Genomic DNA, 17,128 nt, shown 5'->3' with positions numbered 1-17,128 from the left:
AAATTTTCAACTCTTATAACAGGACAGCACTGAAGTGGAGTACTGTCATAAGAGTTTTTCTATGCCTAAAATTTAAATCTTGGCCAAGGCGCCATTGATAAATGATAGCTCATCTATCGTGAGATCGATTGCTGTAGCTTCTGCATTTGCAATAGCCTGGTCAGCGTTTCGCGCTCCAGCTAATACAACGGTTATAGCAGGTTGCAAGCTTGTCCACCGCAGTACCAATTGTGAGAGCGTAACGCCTTTATCAGCTGCCACTGGACTGATGGTATCTAAGAAGGTTTGTACTTTTTTGAGATCAAATTGCTGAAAGTAGCCGTTACGGTGATCATTTTCTTTCAATTTACCTTCACTAAAGTATTTACCTGTAAGTAGGCCACGTTCCATTGGGCTATAAACAATGATGCTCAAATCATGCTGTTGTGCATAAGGTACAAGATCTTGCTCAATGCCACGGTTTAGCATACTGTAACCGACCTGATTGCTTGCGATCTGGATTGAATTCTGAGCTTCCGAAACTTGCTCAACACTATAATTGCTTACACCCGCTGCACGAATTTTTCCTTGTTGCAAAAGTAAATCTAAGGCTTCCATTGTTTCAGCAATGGGTGTAGTATTATCTGGCCAATGGATTTGCAATAAGTCTATATAGTCCGATTGCAGGCGTTTTAGGCTGTTTTCGACTTCTTTAATCACACTGGCCTTTGAGGCATATTTGTAAACAGGGATAGTTTTGCCATTTTCCTCGGCATCAAAGAAAAATTCACCTTTACCCTGATTACTTCCGTCCCATAGTAAACCAAATTTGGTCAACAACTGAATTTTAGACCTATCGTAACCTTTTATCGCTTCGCCTATCATCTCTTCACTTAAACCGAAGCCATAGAAAGGAGCTGTATCTAGCGTGGTAACTCCATGATCAATAGAAGCTCGTACCGATTCGATAGAGTCTTTTTTCTCATTACCACCCCACATATTTCCTCCAATGGCGAAAGCACCATAGGTGATTACTGAAAGTTCCAAATCTGTTCTTCCTAATTTTCTGTATTCCATATTTTGTTATTTTAATCTTTACTGCCCTCTGAATATTTTCATCAAATCAAAAGAGGGCGACTTGCTCAATACGATGATTCCAAGGATTGATAGTGCAAAGGTAGAACAGTAATTTCTATCATTAAAATAAGTTAAATTACAATTGTATATAATTTTAATTATAGATTGACCTTCTTTTTACAGCTTGAATTTTATTTCTCTTTGTACATCAAAAGAGAAACAGGTAAATTTAGGGGAGACAAAAGTGAACTAACTGCACGAAACCTTAAAGAATATAGAACATTGATATATAGCGTATGCGGATAGAAGAAGAATTTAAACCTGATGCTATCATTATCGGGACTGGTCTGGCAGGATTAACTGCGGCAATGGAAATTACCAATGTAGGAAAGAAAGTACTTCTATTGGATCAAGAGACCGAAAGAAATATCGGGGGACAGGCATTTTGGTCTTTTGGCGGTCTATTTTTTATCAATTCACCACAACAACGTCGTATGGGGATCAAAGATTCTTTGGAGCTGGCGCAGCAAGATTGGTTCGGTACCGCAGGTTTTGATCGGGCAACTGATTACTGGCCCCGTCAATGGGTCGATGCCTACTTGAAATTCGCGGCCGGTGAGAAATACGCGTATGTAACGAAGCTAGGTATTAAATTCATGTTTATGGTAGGCTGGGCTGAGCGTGGAGATGGCCGTGCTTCCGGTCACGGAAATTCGGTTCCCAGATTTCATGTAAGTTGGGGTACTGGAACAGGAGTCGTTAAACCCTTTATTGAAAAGGCCTATACTGCGGAACAAAATGGACTCTTGCAATTTAAATTTAGGCATCGTGTTACCAGGTTGATTATGGAAAATGATGCGATAAAAGGGGTATTTGGTGATATTTTAGAAGATGATGATAAGGAAAGGGGGGCTGCGACCAATAGAAATGTCATTGACACCTTCGAATATCATGCGCCGCACGTTGTCGTTGCTTCGGGCGGGCTTGGCGCCAATCACGAACTTGTACGAAAGAACTGGCCTGAACGGCTGGGTACAGCTCCATCCGCGATGATCTCTGGAGTTCCCGCATATGTAGACGGAAAGATGATTGCGGTCGCTGAACAGATCGGCGCCCACACGATCAATAAAGATCGCATGTGGCATTATACCGAAGGTATCCAGAACTGGAATCCGATTTGGCCCAATCATGGTATACGTATTTTACCTGGTCCTTCCTCTCTTTGGTTCGATGCGAAAGGTAATAGACTTCCGGCGCCTTTTTTACCGGGATTTGACACCTTGGGTACGCTAAAGCATATACAACATAGTGGTTATTCGTATTCCTGGTTTATTTTGACACAGAAAATCATTAAAAAAGAATTTGCGCTTTCCGGCTCCGAACAAAATCCAGATATCACTAATAGGGATTATAAACTCTTCCTCCAACGGATTTTCGGTGCCAAGGCGCCTGGACCGGTTGAGGCATTTAAGGAGCATGGGGTGGATTTTATCGTTTCGGACACATTATCGGAGCTGGTACGAAGAATGAATCTCCTTTCCGGAGATGATCTGTTAAATTATGAATTTATTGAATCACAGATCCTGGCAAGAGACCGTGAATTGGATAACAAATTTACGAAAGACACCCAGGTCAATTATATCCGTAGTACGCGAAAATATCTCGGCGATAGGCTAGGAAGAGTTGCTTCTCCACATAAGATATTGGATCCGAGGAATGGACCATTGATTGCTGTACGGCTACATGTGCTGACACGTAAGACGCTGGGCGGGATTAAGACGAACCTTGATGCACAGGTTCTGACAGTAGAGGACCAAATTATCGAAGGACTGTATGCTGCCGGAGAGGTGGCTGGTTTTGGAGGCGGAGGCATGCACGGATACAGAGCATTGGAAGGGACATTTTTGGGCGGTTGCATTTTTTCGGGCATGAAAGCTGGAAGGCACATCGCGGGAAGACCGGCGGCTACTTTCTGAAAATGTAAAACTCATTTCAATGGAAAGAGAATTTCCTTATTTTTCCTGATCTTCATGATTAAATGTTATATTAGTTATCTGTAGGGAAAGTGCTGCATGAGTCGTCTTTACCAAAAAGATGATAGATCTAATCAAAATAAAACAAACTAAACCAAATTAAACAATGAAAAGAAAAGATTTTCTCCGTAATACCGGGATCCTGACGGCCTCAGTGCTATTTGCCAATACACCTGTTTTCGGCAGGGAATCTCGAACTGTGCGTGTCGGGCTGGTCGGCGTAAACGGAATGGGCTGGTCCAATCTAAATGCGATATTGAAAGTTCCCGGTGTCCAATGTACAGCACTTTGTGACGTAGATGAAAATATACTCAGCAACCGAGTGGAAGAATTAAAAAAACGAAATATTACAGTCAAAACCTATATTGATTACAAAGATTTACTCCGGGCGAATGATGTGGATGTTGTGATCATCGCTACACCCGACCATTGGCATTGTTTACAGATGGTAGATGCGGTTGCAGCGGGTAAAGATGTATATGTTGAAAAACCTATTGGAAATTCCATTCGGGAATGTGAAGTCATGGTTGCCGCTGCAAAAAAGTATAAACGGGTTGTACAAGTGGGACAGTGGCAACGTAGCCAACAGCATTTTAGAGATGCAATGGATTTTGTGCATGGGGGGAAACTTGGTAAAATTCGTTTGGTCAAAGCTTGGGCTTATCAAGGTTGGATGAAAAGTATTCCTGTACTGGCGGATGCTGCGGTGCCTGCAGGTGTTCATTATGATAAGTGGCTCGGACCTGCACCAAAGCGGTCTTTCAATCCCAATCGTTTTCATTTTAATTTTAGGTGGTACTGGGATTATGCGGGGGGGCTGATGACGGATTGGGGCGTTCATATGTTGGACTATGCCCTGATCGGAATGAAAGTTTCTGATCCGGTATCCGTTATGGCCGCCGGAGGAAAATTTGCTTATCCTGATGATGCGGCTGAAACTCCGGATAGTTTAACTACAGTGTACGAGTTTGACGGATTCAATGTCCAGTGGGAACAGGCAACGGGAATAGATCTCGGGCCTTATCAAAAAACACATGGGGTCGCTTTTATCGGTAATAATGGCACATTGGTGGTCAATCGTGAAGGCTGGGAGGTTATTCCTGAAAAAGGCCGTATGGAAGCTGTCGTATTTCAGCCATCAAAAGATAATGGACTGGATAAACATATGATCAATTTTATAGAAGCTGTTCGCAATAAATCCAGTGAAGAACTGCATGCGCCGATCGAGGCGGGTGCCCATATTGCCATTTTTTCCCAGATGGGGAATATTGCTTATCGAAGCAAAAAGAAGCTGTACTGGGATAAAAATAAGCGCACTTTCAATGATAAAGATGCAGATCGCTATCTGGCTAAAATTTATCAAAACGGGTATAGTATGCCTAAGGTATAATGTTGCATACGGATGTATCAAAAGTTTTTTGCGATGAGTTTTAAAACGATCGTATTCGGGGTAGCAATCAGTACATTATGTGCATATTATGCCCTTGCGCAACGAATGGAAGAGATGTGGGATGGTGGCAGCGGGAAAAGTGCTGTTTCACAAAATAGGGGAAAGCTGTTCCGGGAGGGCAAATATGCCCTATTTATTCATTGGGGTATTTATTCCCAATTAGCAAATAAATGGCAGGGAAAAACCTATTATGGAATCGGAGAATGGCTGATGAACAAGAGCATGGCGAATATTCCCCCTGCGGAATATAAATTGGCGGCGTCTTCTTTTCATCCGGATCAGTTTGATGCCACAGCGATTGTAAAGCTGGCAAAAGATGCCGGAATGCGTTATATCGTTATTACCAGTAAACACCATGACGGATTTTCAATGTTCCATTCGAAAGTTAACCCCTTCAATATTGTCAATGCGACGGATTTTAAACGCGATCCAATGATTGAATTGGCGCAAGCTTGTAAAGAAGGCGGCATCGGTTTTGGATTTTATTATTCTCAAAACCAGGATTGGACTTATCCCGGTGGAAACGGTGGCCCAAAGGTTGATGCACAGGGTAAAGCGAAATCTTTTGACGATTACTTTTGGGAGAAATGCTATCCTGAGGTACAGCAAATTACAACAGGCTATGGTCCTATAGAACTGGTATGGTTTGATACGCCGGGTGGAATGGATAAAAAATACGCACAGAAGCTTGTTGAACTGGTGCATAAAAATCAACCGGGAGCATATGTATCTGGAAGGGTAGGGCATGGGCTGGGAGATTATTCTACACTCGGGGACATGGAAGTACCTCGGGAGAATGTGGATGGCATTTGGGAAACGGTTGATGTGGCTAATGATTCCTGGGGCTATGCTTGGTATGACAATAATTGGAAGAGTAGCCGGGAGATATTACAACGCACACTATCAACTGTCGCACGTGGGGGAACATACATGCTGAATGTAGGCCCGAAACCGGATGGTTCTATTCCGGATCAGGCGGGTTTGGCTCTGCGCAATGCAGGTGCTTGGATCAAGCGTTATCCCGAAACGGTTTATGGTGCGCAAGCATCACCTTGGAAGCATGCGCTACCTTGGGGCGATGCCACCGTGCAGGGGGATCGTATTTCCTTACTGGTCTATCATTGGCCTGCAGATGGAACCTTATACGTTCCGGGCTTGACCAAAGGGGTTCAGTCGATTAAACTCCGGGGTTCGAAAGATCAAGAAAAATTGAATTGTACATTTGAAAAGGACTGGCTTAAAATTGATATTCCGAAAATTGCCCCCGAAAAGATGGTATCTGTCATCGAGATTAAATTAAACGGTACAGCTCAGGTCGAAGAAATGCTGGGAGTTGATCCAGCACTGGAAACCGTTATTCCCGTTGATTTTGGAGAGGTGGAGGGCTGTAATAAAGAAGGAAAATCGTGGATGGAGAAATTTGGTGAATGGAAACATGTTGTTCAGGTCCGTAAATGGACAGAAAAAAGTAAGTTCTCCTATGAAATAGCTGTCAAAAAACCTGGTTATTATCAGGTAGACATGAATTATGCAGGCGAAGGACGGATGGTATGGCGTATTGAAAATTCAGCGGGCGAGGTTGTTCAAAACCAACAAGAGTCGGCCCATGTCTATAATTGGTATCCCTGGGGCTGGATGAAATTTGAAAAGGCTGGACGATATAAAATAACTGTTTCGTTGGTCGAAGGCAATGGTGATAAGGCGAGTCTGACTGCTCTTCGGTTTAAATATGTGGAATAGGAAGGAGATAATTTGTGAAGATGGCTGTTATTTCCGGTATTTATTCGTCAGAAACCTGAAAAGTTCAGTCATGGCTTTGAAGGTAAGTAAACCTAATCCTATACCCAAAACAATGCCCAGGCCAATGCCGATTAAAATAGCCGTATTATTGCTGTGCCAATCATAGACGGCATTCAGGAAAATACAAAATATAACGGAAACTATAGTGCTGCCCACGATGGCTGAAGAAAGGAATAGAGTTTTGAAACCTTTGGTTATTGACCGCTGTTGTATTCCGACGATAACCGATGTTGAAATAATGCCGCCGCTAATAAGCAGGATGATTGTTGCTACAAAGAGTAAACCAAGAAGGATGCTGATGACCGTGAGTGCCAGAAACACGAAAGAACCCATCAGCAGCAGTACCGCTAAAAAGTCATCATCGTTACGGAAAGAGTCAATTATGTAATAATGACTCGATAAGAATTTGATTAGTAATGTGAATAATAATTCTGGCAAACCCATTCCGCTTCGTTTTACTGCATGATCAGATTGATTTTCTCAATGGAATCTTCGTTTTCAAGGAAATCAATATAGGGAATTAAGGGCTCGATATCTTGCTTGTCCATTGTATCCAAATCGTCAAATAATGCTTCTACAAAATCATTACAGAAAGATTTACCAAAACTGTAAGCTCTGATTCGTATTAAATCATCGTAATTTATCTCAGTTGCGTTCAGATTAAGCACTTCTTCGGGAATCTCATAGTCGCCATCGGCCGGATAGCCAATATACCTGAACATCCTTTCTTTCCATACCCTGAATAAAATCTGATGTGAAACATGGTTCCCAAAGTATGTGAAAACCTGAGCGAGAAGTTCAGATGCTATTTCTTTTTCAAAAATGCCTGAGATACTTTTGTCAAGCAATTCAGCATAAGCTAAGAAAATGGAGCTGTTGAAACGGAAGTCAAAATGAGAGGTCAACATGGAAACCACGTTGTCTTTGCCCTGGGCTCGTAATAATTGTCTTGCTGCTAATGAGGTGAGGTTGTGCTTTTGCTCGTGGCCGTGGTTATCGGGGATGAGTACAATATGATCCTTTTCAAAGAGAGAGATGACGAATTTCCAATCTTCAGGTCTCTTGAGGATTTTACAGTTGTGGGCTAAGTAACCGTTCCGCTTGGGGTCAGACTTTTTGTCTCCGACTATTACCTCAGCAGGCTGAATAATATGCTCCGGAGGAATTTTAAACCTGCGTATATGCACAAAGAGTTCTTCTCCGGAAGGTAACGCAAGGGTACCAAATCCTTTGTTATTGTCGAACCATTTGACAGCGCCGATAAACATGGCTGGTGTTGAGTTTTGTTTCAATGCTATAAAGGTAATGAATTAAAATATTTATTATGCATTGAAAATTAAATATTTGCGATTATCCGCTGAATAAAGAGGTTTTTTAGGAGCATTCGTCCATTCGAAGTGATTTTCCGCCGGTGAAAATACAGCGAAATCCAGTTAATTGAAGTGATTTAAGGAAACATAGCGTGCTGATCCCCAACTGGAATTTGTAGTTTAGAATAACTATTTATGGCGTTTTTTAGTATCGTATAATCAATGTGGTTTTGAAAAATGTATTATTATGAATAATTTCATAGCGAATAAACTGATCATTTTACTATGCACTATCAAGCCGTATATCAGAAGATAGATTATAAGCGCTATCAATTTTTAAGGGAACACTCAGGCTTATCTCCAAAAACGGAGGAAGCTGCACGTCTAGGAATGGAAAATTCCCTATGCTGTGTGGCTATTTTAGATGAGGACAACGATAATGAAATAGTAGGTATGGGTAGAATTGTAGGCGATGGTGCTTGCCATTGCCAGGTCGTTGACATCTGCGTGCTTCCCGAGCATCAGAAAAAAGGACTTGGAAAGCTGCTTATGCAGAAACTTGATGAATATATGAATTCAAACCTCCCTGAAAGCTGTTATGTCAGTTTGATCGCAGATGGTGTTGCTTCCCAGCTTTATGCGCAATATGGTTTTAAGGAGGTGTGGCCTGCATCGAGAGGTATGGGTAGAACGTTTTAAAGTGAATGGGATATTATGCGCCGTATAATTGCGAAATCCATTCTCAATAAGACCAAACGAAGAGATCCTTGGTTTCTTGACGATTATACGCTGAATCCCTATAGTGGTTGCTCTTTCAATTGTTTGTATTGCTATATCAGGGGAAGTAAGTACGGGATAAACATGGCTGAAAAGTTGAGTATGAAAAGCAATGCTGTCGAACTTTTGGAAAAACAGTTGTCTCTGCGTGCGCGAAAAAAGCAGTATGGAATTATCGTTCTTTCTTCTGTGACAGATCCTTATCTGCAGTTGGAACAGAGCGAATTGCTTACCAGACAGCTGTTGGAGGTCATCTTGCACTGTCGTTTTCCGGTACATATTATTACAAAGTCAAACTTAGTGACCCGGGATTTTGATTTGTTGAGAGCGATTAATGCCACGGCAATACTTCCTGAGGATCTTCAATCAAAATTAACACATAAGGCTTTTGTTACTTTCTCATTTTCAACAATAGATGACCGTGTTGCCGGTATTTTCGAACCAGGGGCTCCATCACCCTCGTTACGATTGGAAGCATTAAGGCAAGCGCGTGAACACGGACTCCATAGTGGGGTCAGTCTGATGCCACTGTTGCCCTATATTTCGGATACTGGAGCGAGCCTGGAACTGCTATTTCAGACTTTTCAGGCTATTGATGCTAGCTATATTTTTCCTGCCACCCTTGCTTTATATGGGAGTGATCCAGCAGATAATAGCGCGCTGGTCATGCGCGCTATTGAAAAGCATTATCCACAGCTATTGCAAAAGTACCAGCGACTGTTTGATTCAGATGGAAAATTGCCAGGTTACTACCGCCAAGCCTTTGCAAATAAGGCTAAGTCGTTGTGTTTAAAATATGGATTACGGGATAGTCTATTTTAGCAGCCGCTAACTCCTATTTTTACCCTTTGTTTTACAATTTTATAACGCGTTGGTGGTGTGTTGTTTATGTGTCCAAAAAGGCGATTAATTTATTTTTCGTACTTTTATGCTGCCAAAAGACAGCATGGCGTAAGTTTATTCCGCTAGTACTGAAGCCTTTTTTGAGCCCAGTCCAAGTTGTTCGTTGTATTTGCTGAAGTATATTTGGAGCTGTATTTAGCATAGCTCATCTTTAAAAGACTAATTTCTTTTTCATCGTTGCACTTATCGAACCGAGAGTAAAGCGTCTACACAGGACAATATATAACCATCGCGGTCAATTGGTTGACAGACAATCTGAAGCCGTTTTTTGATCTGATCAAAAACATCGGAAATACATCTATTCTTGGTCTTGAATGGCTATTGATCGGGGTATCATGTGGTGGTACAGACAAACCGCTCAGTTTGCTATCGTCTCTCTTTTCCTCCTGCAAATAGATCGCTAAAATATATCAGGAGTCGAAATATCGGCATCCGAGGCTGTACTTTGTGTGTTTTTTAAATATATACGTGCTAAATTAATTTGTCGTTTTTGTTCTGCGGAAAGTGGATAGCGTTCGTCGTGGACAAAGGTGTCCAAGCCTTTGGGAAATTCCCAGGCAAAGTCCAGCACCATTGCCTTTTCGGCCGCGTAAATAACGTCGAGCTTGCTCGCCAGAGGGTTGCCGACTTTGATATTGTTATAAATGCTATCCGGGATTAAGTGCATGTCGATGTGATCTGTTAAAAACTGCTCAATATTGCTATTTTTCTTTTGCATAAGCCAAATGGTATTAAATAATTAAGAATCATTCTAAATAAATTTGTAATTTAGCCAAAGATAATAGCTAAAGTGCTATTGTTGGGTATGCAATGAGGAGTAAAAAGTCCGCGAAAAGGAATAGTTGAAAACTTAAGAAATATGGAATGGGATTAAGGCTTTATGATATTGATTCGGCTAATTTGTTATTGGAAAGAAACTATCCACAGACTTTCTTTTCTATCGATGGCGGTATCCAGGAATGCGTCACACATCTGGGGGCTTCATTTGGTGAAGGTTATTACAAGGAGATTTTCTTTGACGGAATTCATATAGGCTATGGTCATGCGAATTTATATGAACGCGTACTTTTTCGTTTCGAAAGTGACTTTGAGACTGTTGAAATGCATTTTGCATTGAAAGGCAAGAGCCAGGCTACAGGAGGAACTTTATCTAAAACCATTAATTTTGAGACTTATCAGCATAATATTCTCTATGGCAATTCAATCTGTGGTCAGATACAATGGGAAGGTAATGAGATTCAATTGTGCGAAATAAACTTGTCACCAGTTTTTTTTAAGAAATTTATACCCGATAATTCGATCTTATTTAATGACTTTAGAAATATTATTGATAAAGGAAAATCTGGCTTACTTAAGGATGGTAATAGAAGAATTACCCATGAAATGTATGCTATTATCGATAGTATAGTAACCTGTGAGCGAAAAGGGATTTTTAAAAAAATATACCTTGAGTCAAAGATCATGGAATTATTGCTGCTTCAATTGGAACAGTTGTCCGATACAACTATTTTGAATACCACGCTTAAAAAGACTGATGTCGATAAAATCTATGCGGTTCGTGAATTTTTACTTGAAAATATAGATTCAAATAACACACTTGTCAACTTGGCCCATCTGGTCGGGACAAACGAGTTTACGTTAAAGAAAGGGTTTAAGGAGCTGTTTGGTACAACCGTTTTTGGCTTTTGGAATGATGCAAAAATGGAACATGCCAAAAAACTCATCTTAGACAAAAACATGACCATTGGTGAAGTCTCCGACGCCGTTGGGTATAAAAATCAGCGTCATTTTTCAGATGCTTTTAGACGAAAATTTGGATTTCCACCAAGCAAATTGAAAAAATAAAGTGACTTGGATATTTTAATTGTTCCCTGATGGAGTATGGAAATAGCTATTTTTTAAAATTGTTACTTAGAATTATTTTTAATATTGTTGGGTGTTATGAAAATACGACATATCATTTACCCTTAAATTTATTACACTATGGGCAGAGCTGAGATGAAAATTATACAAACTGAATTAAGAGTCAGCCGAAAAGAATACCTGACGCCGCACTATATTCGCATTTATTTGACTGGAGATGGCGTTTTGGAAATTGTGCCACAGCTCTTCCCGTATTAGGTGCTCTATTGGAAGGTCTGCCGGCATCTGTCAAAGGAACTTGTATCATTGAAGTTCATGGCCGTGAAGATGTACAAAAATTATATACAAAAGCAGCGATAGACTTTATCTGGTTGTATAATGAAGTACCGCAAGAAGGAAGTCTGCTCGCAGATCTGGTGAAGATGAGATCTCTTCCCCAGACAGCCCGGTTTTCTTATGTTGCTGCCGAATTTTCGACCGTTAGGAAGATACGCAACTATTTGCGTAAAGACCTCGGTTGGAGAAGGGAAGAACTTTACGCTTATTCCTATTGGAAAATCGGAGTTGCAGAGGATAAAATCTGCTAACGAGCGTCGTCAGGAGAGTGAAGAAGTCAATTCCCCCTTGGGCTCAGCTGAATAATATGATAACGTAGCCCTAGCCGTCATATACATACGAATGGGGCTACGTCTTATAGCCAATAAACCGTACACTGATACTCACTTCTTTTGATCGATATAGTCCTGATGCCCTTGATCAAGGCTAAGAGATTTGTGTCTATAGTATCAAAACAGTATTTTTATGGTTTGGATGAGGAGCGATAATAGGAAATATAGATTATGACGAATATGGAGGAGCAAAAAATTATTTTGGTTGAAGACGAGCAGGACGTTGCAGATTTGATCGTTCAGGGATTAGGAGAAGAAGGTTATAGGGTCATTCATCTCGGACGTTCAGAAGGACTCGAACAATTATTGGCTAAACAAGATGTTTCTCTTGTTCTGTTGGATATTCTTTTACCGGGCACCAACGGACTTGATATCTGTAAACAGATTCGGCAATGGGGGTACACCGATTTGCCAGTCATGATGTTAACAGCCCTTGGTACGCCAGAAAATGTGGTTCTTGGGCTTGACAATGGCGCCGATGACTATCTTTCCAAACCATTTAAACTCATCGAACTCAAAGCCAGAATACGTTCGTTGATCCGTAGACAACAATCCATTGTTCAGGCGACACAACGTGAAACTCTACCTCCGAAAGACACATTCAATTATGGGTTTCTAACGATTGATGATTACAAAAAAATTGCCTATTGTGAAGGTCAGGAGCTCAATTTGACAAGTACCGAGTATCGCTTACTTCTATTATTTATCCAGAGCCCTAAGAAAGTATTTGAGCGCAGTGAGCTGCTGGATAAAATATGGGGAATTAATTTTGATATCGGATCAAATGTCGTGGATGTATATGTGAATTACTTACGGAAGAAAATCGAGAAGGTCACCAGCAAAAAAGCGATCCATACCGTTATCGGAATGGGGTATGTGTTAAAAATTGAAGACTGAATAGGTTAAGCAGACAGAATAGGTTCAAATGAATAATTACAATAGGAAACTCATCTATTTAATTGCAATATTAGTCATATACGTCAGCTGTTTCGTTGGCTTTATCTTTTATTCGATTACAAACTTTGCTTTTACGGATTTTTATAAGCGCCTAGATCTGCGGAGAAATATTGCGGCAGAAAAATTCCTCAATGGTAAATCTGCATCACAAACGGATCAGTGGAGTTTGGATTTTATAGAAAATCTAAATAATCAACATGAATTTTTTGTTGAATTTGATAAGAACGGGGAGATTTTAAGAAGTCAGGGCTTTCATTCAGTGTTATGGGATAAAATTAATAAGACCGGAACATCAAATTTCAAAGCTGGACATCAATTCTATTCGACAAAGTATTTCTCAAAAAACAATAAAAATTATATTATCGGTGCGTCGGCTGAAAATTACTTCTATACACATCACTTGGCCTACCTGCGTAATTTGCTCATTATTAGTTTGATTTTGGGTATCCTCTTTATCTCGTTGGTTTCAGTATTCATGAAACGTTCCTTTTTGAAGCCTATTCTTACAATGATGAAAGAAGTCCAGCAGATTGGTTCTGAGAATCTCGATAAACGGCTTGACGAAGAGAAATATAAGGGTGAACTTCATGATCTGGCATTTACCTTTAACAGTATGCTGACGCGCCTAGAAACGTCATTTGAAACACAAAAAAACTTTATCAGCAATGCTTCACATGAATTAAATACACCCCTGACCTCTATTATCGGACAGGCCGATCTGGCACTCTCCAAAGAGAGAACAATCGAAGAATACCAACGCACGCTACTTAAAATTATTGAATCTGCTGAACATCTGGAAAAAAAGACCAAAGCACTTTTACTGTTAGCACGTACCGGCTTTGTGAGCAATTCAACAACATTCAATCCTGTTCGTATAGATCAGATCGTGATGGATGCAGAGTTGACGGTCAAAGCCATCAATGATAAATTTAAAATTACAACCGATTTTAGTCTGCTTCCGGATGATAGTATGCGACTCAAAGTCAATGGAAACGCAATTTTACTCCAGCTTGCATTATCCAATATCATTAGCAATGCCTGTAAATATTCTTCTAATAGAACAGCTTATATCGCTTTGGGGGCATTGGATAATAAAGTGTTTATTTTGATAAAAGATAAGGGAATCGGGATTCCTTCAAAAGAATTGGAATATATTTATGATCCCTATTTTAGGGCGTCCAACACCAGTGGTATAGACGGATATGGTATTGGCTTGCCACTGGCGAGAAATATTATTAAGCTTCACGGTGGGACGCTAAAGGTTAATTCTGTCGTTGGCGAAGGTACTACAGTAGAAATCGAATTGCCTACTTATCTTCGATTTTAATAGCATTCTAATGCCCCGGGACTGTTTTTAATCCCATTTTAATAAGTTGCTAAAATTCTAATGAAAAGCTAATTCTAGCTTCATTCAGTTGCCATTTGTGCCGACTAATTTTGTCCAAAAGAAGTATGGCCAAAATGACACGCATATTAATCCCGAGTGATTTCACCGTTGATTCACTCTATTTTGTAAGACAGAGTATTGAAGCATCGTCAGCTGAAGAAGTTGATGTAATTCTTGCTTATGGTAATAAAAGTAGTACATCCGCGAGCGAGCTCATAGGCATCGGAATGGAAGATCAGCTCGATGAACTTCAGTCTGATGCTTTTTTGAAGGCATGTGAAACAATATGCCAACGATTTAAGAACCGAAAGCTGACTATTTATGCGGATATTATAAGAACCGATAACGCCAATTATTTACAACATTACCTTCGAGGGGCGGGTGTAAACGAAATCAAGATACCAGCTAATTATAGCTATCAGAATAAAAACCGCAATTTTTTCGATGTAGGAAAAGCATTACGAAAACTAAAGGACCATGTTCTTCATCCCATTTTGGTCACTTAATATTACATTGATTATTTAAAGAAATTATCTCCGCATACTTTCAAACTATTTTCTATTTATATGGCTCACACACAAGGCGGCCCATCAGCTCTACAACGTTTAGTCAATTTATTGCATACTGAACGGAATACGATTAACTATATTTTTATTTACGCTATCGTTATCGGTATTTTTAGTTTAACCATTCCAATAGGGATAACAGCAATTTTTAACTTTTTGAGCAATGGTGCGATGTATAGTTCCACCTATATCTTAATTGCTTTTGTTCTATTGGGTGTTATCGTTGCAGGATCTCTTCTGATCGGGCAATTAGCACTTGTTGAATATCTAGAACAGAAAATCTTTCTAAAATCAGCAATGGAATTTGCCTATCGCCTTCCGAGGATCAAGCCCAAAGAATTAATTGGGAAAAACCTTGTGGAACTGGTGAACCGTTTTTTTGATGTGATTATTATTCAAAAGGGTATTATTAAGCTTTTGATAGATATCATTGCTGCGGTTGTAACCATATTCTTTAGTGTCGTGCTCTTGTCTTTTTATCATCCGGCTTTTTTAGCCTTTGGACTCGTGGTTATATTCGCTGTGGCTATAATACTTGTTTTGTATTATAAACGTGGACTGAAAACAAGTATTGATGAATCGGAACAAAAGTATGCCACTGTTGCTTATCTGGAACAGGTTGCGGCGGATATTGGCCACTATCGTGGAAATGATGTCAAAATGAATGAAGTTACTCAAGTCACTGATATGATTGTAAGCAAATATCTGAATTCCAGGAATCAGCATTTTAAAGTGCTAAAACGCTTCTTTGTTGGGTCCGTTCTGCTACGCACCGCATTATTTGGCATAATGCTTTTGCTGGGATCTTATTTTGTTGTTGAGCGGCAAATAACTTTTGGTCAGTTTGTCGCCGCAGAAGTGGTCATCGTCCAAATTGGCTATGCCATAGAAAAACTAATGACAAACTTAAATACCATTTTTGATATGTTGACCGGTGTTGTCAAGTTAGGCACCGTCACTGATCTGGCGTTAGAGGAGGGGGCAGCTTATTATGTTGACTAATGAGGAGCAACCTGTCAAGACAGCTGTCAGCTGGAAAGATCTTTCCCATCATTCAGTTCACGCCCTTTTAAAAGATAAAGGATCTTTGCTATTGGGCCGTATCCTGATCCTATCAGGACTGGTTTTTGCTTTTGCCTTATTTCTGCCCTGGAGACAGACAATACCCGGGAAGGGCTCCGTCACTGCATTACGGCCACAAGACAGACCTCAAACGATACAGAATCAAATTGGAGGCCGAATTGAACGTTGGGCGGTGACAGAAGGCCAGGAAGTCAAAAAAGGAGATACAATTTTAGTCCTATCAGAGACATCACAATCTTACTTTGACCCCAATTTGCCTTTACGATTAGAGGAGCAGTTGCTTGCTAAGCGAAGTGGAGAATCTGCTGCACAGCAAAAAATGAATGCGACGGAAGAGCAGATCAAGGCCTTGAACTATGGCCTGACTTATCAGTTGGAATCCGCTCAAAACAAGGTTATACAAGCTCAAAATCTTGTTAAAAGTGATAGTGCTGAAGTGATTGCGATAATGAGTTTTTTTGAAACAAGCGAAAAAAGACTAAAACGTTATGAAGAAGGTTATCAGGACGGCTTATTTTCCCTTACAGATATCGAGACTAGGCGCTTAAACCTACAGAATGATCGGGCTAAGGTGGTCAGTGCTGAAAATAAGTTGTTAAACTCAAGACAGGCATTATCCAATGCACACATCGAACTCAATAATATTCGGGCAAAATATAATGAGTCATTGGCTAAAGCGCAGTCGGATTTAAGTTCGGCTTTTTCCTCAAGGGCGTCTGTACAGGGCGATATCGCTAAATTAAGAAATGAGATTTCCAATATCGACATAAGACGCGGCCTTTATATTGTCCGGGCTCCGCAGGACGGCTATATTGTAAAAACCTTTAAGGCTGGCATCGGTGAAAATATGAAAGAAGGAGAATCCGTGGCAACACTACAGCCCAAAACGCCATTACTTGCCATAGAACTGTATGTCAATGCCATGGACGTGCCTCTTATCTTGCCGGAGAGTGATGTTAGAATTCAATTTGATGGTTGGCCATCGATCCAATTTTCAGGTTGGCCTTCTGTGGCGGTAGGCACTTTTGCCGGAAAAGTCTCGGTCATTGATAAAGTGAGTAGCACGAATGGTCAATTTAGAATCTTGATACGTCCGACAGATCCCGTTCCCAAGGGTGATGAACCTTGGCCTGCGCAGCTCAATCTGGGATCTGGCGCCTATGGTCGAATCATTTTAAATAAAGTCCCCTTATGGTATGAGATCTGGAGGCAATTAAATGGATTTCCACCAAGTTTGGAGCGTGAACCGAAAGAAGACAGGAAGAAGTGATTGTA

At 40.5% G+C, this 17,128-nt stretch carries 16 protein-coding genes; 12 read left to right on the top strand and 4 right to left on the bottom strand.

Annotated features, from left to right (window positions below; translation table 11 throughout):
• Nucleotides 1–72: 72 nt before the first annotated feature.
• Entirely contained in the window at nucleotides 73–1,056 is a 984-nt protein-coding gene (locus D7322_RS19950; RefSeq protein WP_121125992.1) for an aldo/keto reductase, read from the bottom strand.
• A 296-nt stretch (nucleotides 1,057–1,352) separates the two neighbouring features.
• Between D7322_RS19950 and D7322_RS19945 the strand changes: the two genes are divergently transcribed.
• From D7322_RS19945 to D7322_RS19935, 3 genes are all read left to right on the top strand, one after another.
• Nucleotides 1,353–3,032 (top strand): FAD-binding dehydrogenase, encoded by a 1,680-nt coding sequence (locus D7322_RS19945; protein ID WP_220700133.1) that lies wholly within the window; start codon nucleotides 1,353–1,355, stop codon nucleotides 3,030–3,032.
• Between the two features lie 163 nt (nucleotides 3,033–3,195).
• Complete coding sequence (locus D7322_RS19940) at nucleotides 3,196–4,479, top strand: Gfo/Idh/MocA family protein (protein WP_121125991.1); 1,284 nt, start codon at nucleotides 3,196–3,198, stop codon at nucleotides 4,477–4,479.
• A gap of 33 nt (nucleotides 4,480–4,512) precedes the next feature.
• On the top strand, nucleotides 4,513–6,279 hold the full coding sequence (locus D7322_RS19935; protein WP_220700132.1) for an alpha-L-fucosidase: 1,767 nt from the start codon (nucleotides 4,513–4,515) through the stop codon (nucleotides 6,277–6,279).
• Between the two features lie 27 nt (nucleotides 6,280–6,306).
• On the opposite strand, the gene D7322_RS19930 is transcribed toward D7322_RS19935, so the two are convergent.
• Together D7322_RS19930 and D7322_RS19925 are read right to left on the bottom strand one after the other, a co-directional pair.
• Entirely contained in the window at nucleotides 6,307–6,783 is a 477-nt protein-coding gene (locus D7322_RS19930) for a hypothetical protein (RefSeq protein WP_121125990.1), read from the bottom strand.
• Nucleotides 6,784–6,794: 11 nt separating this feature from the next.
• Entirely contained in the window at nucleotides 6,795–7,631 is an 837-nt protein-coding gene (locus D7322_RS19925; protein WP_147430493.1) for a cold-shock protein, read from the bottom strand.
• Nucleotides 7,632–7,934: 303 nt separating this feature from the next.
• Here D7322_RS19925 and D7322_RS19920 point away from each other — a divergent pair, with 303 nt between their 5' ends.
• Complete coding sequence (locus D7322_RS19920) at nucleotides 7,935–8,348, top strand: GNAT family N-acetyltransferase (RefSeq protein ID WP_121125988.1); 414 nt, start codon at nucleotides 7,935–7,937, stop codon at nucleotides 8,346–8,348.
• A gap of 15 nt (nucleotides 8,349–8,363) precedes the next feature.
• Complete coding sequence (locus D7322_RS19915) at nucleotides 8,364–9,248, top strand: SPL family radical SAM protein (protein ID WP_121125987.1); 885 nt, start codon at nucleotides 8,364–8,366, stop codon at nucleotides 9,246–9,248.
• Nucleotides 9,249–9,729: 481 nt separating this feature from the next.
• Here D7322_RS19915 and D7322_RS19910 read toward each other — a convergent pair whose 3' ends face one another.
• Nucleotides 9,730–10,047 (bottom strand): ABC transporter ATP-binding protein/permease, encoded by a 318-nt coding sequence (locus D7322_RS19910; protein ID WP_121125986.1) that lies wholly within the window; start codon nucleotides 10,045–10,047, stop codon nucleotides 9,730–9,732.
• Nucleotides 10,048–10,193: 146 nt separating this feature from the next.
• Between D7322_RS19910 and D7322_RS19905 the strand changes: the two genes are divergently transcribed.
• The 7 genes from D7322_RS19905 to D7322_RS19875 all read left to right on the top strand — a co-directional run bounded on the left by D7322_RS19905 (nucleotide 10,194) and on the right by D7322_RS19875 (nucleotide 17,123).
• Nucleotides 10,194–11,174, top strand: a complete 981-nt coding sequence (locus D7322_RS19905) for a helix-turn-helix domain-containing protein (protein WP_121125985.1) — start codon at nucleotides 10,194–10,196, stop codon at nucleotides 11,172–11,174.
• A 173-nt stretch (nucleotides 11,175–11,347) separates the two neighbouring features.
• The gene (locus D7322_RS28790; protein WP_394342599.1) at nucleotides 11,348–11,779 is read left to right on the top strand and encodes a siderophore-interacting protein; all 432 of its coding nucleotides are present in this window, start codon (nucleotides 11,348–11,350) and stop codon (nucleotides 11,777–11,779) included.
• Nucleotides 11,780–12,040: 261 nt separating this feature from the next.
• Nucleotides 12,041–12,757 carry a response regulator transcription factor gene (locus tag D7322_RS19895; protein ID WP_121126065.1) on the top strand — a complete coding sequence of 239 codons (717 nt, stop codon included), beginning with the start codon at nucleotides 12,041–12,043 and terminating at the stop codon, nucleotides 12,755–12,757.
• A 28-nt stretch (nucleotides 12,758–12,785) separates the two neighbouring features.
• Nucleotides 12,786–14,144: a HAMP domain-containing sensor histidine kinase gene (locus D7322_RS19890; protein ID WP_121125984.1), complete on the top strand. Its 1,359-nt coding sequence runs from the start codon at nucleotides 12,786–12,788 to the stop codon at nucleotides 14,142–14,144.
• Nucleotides 14,145–14,278: 134 nt separating this feature from the next.
• On the top strand, nucleotides 14,279–14,710 hold the full coding sequence (locus D7322_RS19885; RefSeq protein ID WP_147430492.1) for a hypothetical protein: 432 nt from the start codon (nucleotides 14,279–14,281) through the stop codon (nucleotides 14,708–14,710).
• 60 nt (nucleotides 14,711–14,770) lie between these two features.
• The gene (locus tag D7322_RS19880) at nucleotides 14,771–15,772 is read left to right on the top strand and encodes an ATP-binding cassette domain-containing protein (protein ID WP_121125982.1); all 1,002 of its coding nucleotides are present in this window, start codon (nucleotides 14,771–14,773) and stop codon (nucleotides 15,770–15,772) included.
• Entirely contained in the window at nucleotides 15,762–17,123 is a 1,362-nt protein-coding gene (locus D7322_RS19875; protein WP_121125981.1) for an HlyD family secretion protein, read from the top strand. The genes D7322_RS19880 and D7322_RS19875 overlap by 11 nt, the downstream gene beginning before the upstream one ends.
• Nucleotides 17,124–17,128: the final 5 nt, after the last annotated feature.

The sequence above is a fragment of the Sphingobacterium puteale genome, assembly GCF_003627955.1.
GTDB lineage: Bacteria > Bacteroidota > Bacteroidia > Sphingobacteriales > Sphingobacteriaceae > Sphingobacterium > Sphingobacterium puteale.
The sequence above is the reverse complement of the archived record's forward strand: the minus strand, read 5'-3'. Positions and strand labels throughout refer to the sequence as shown.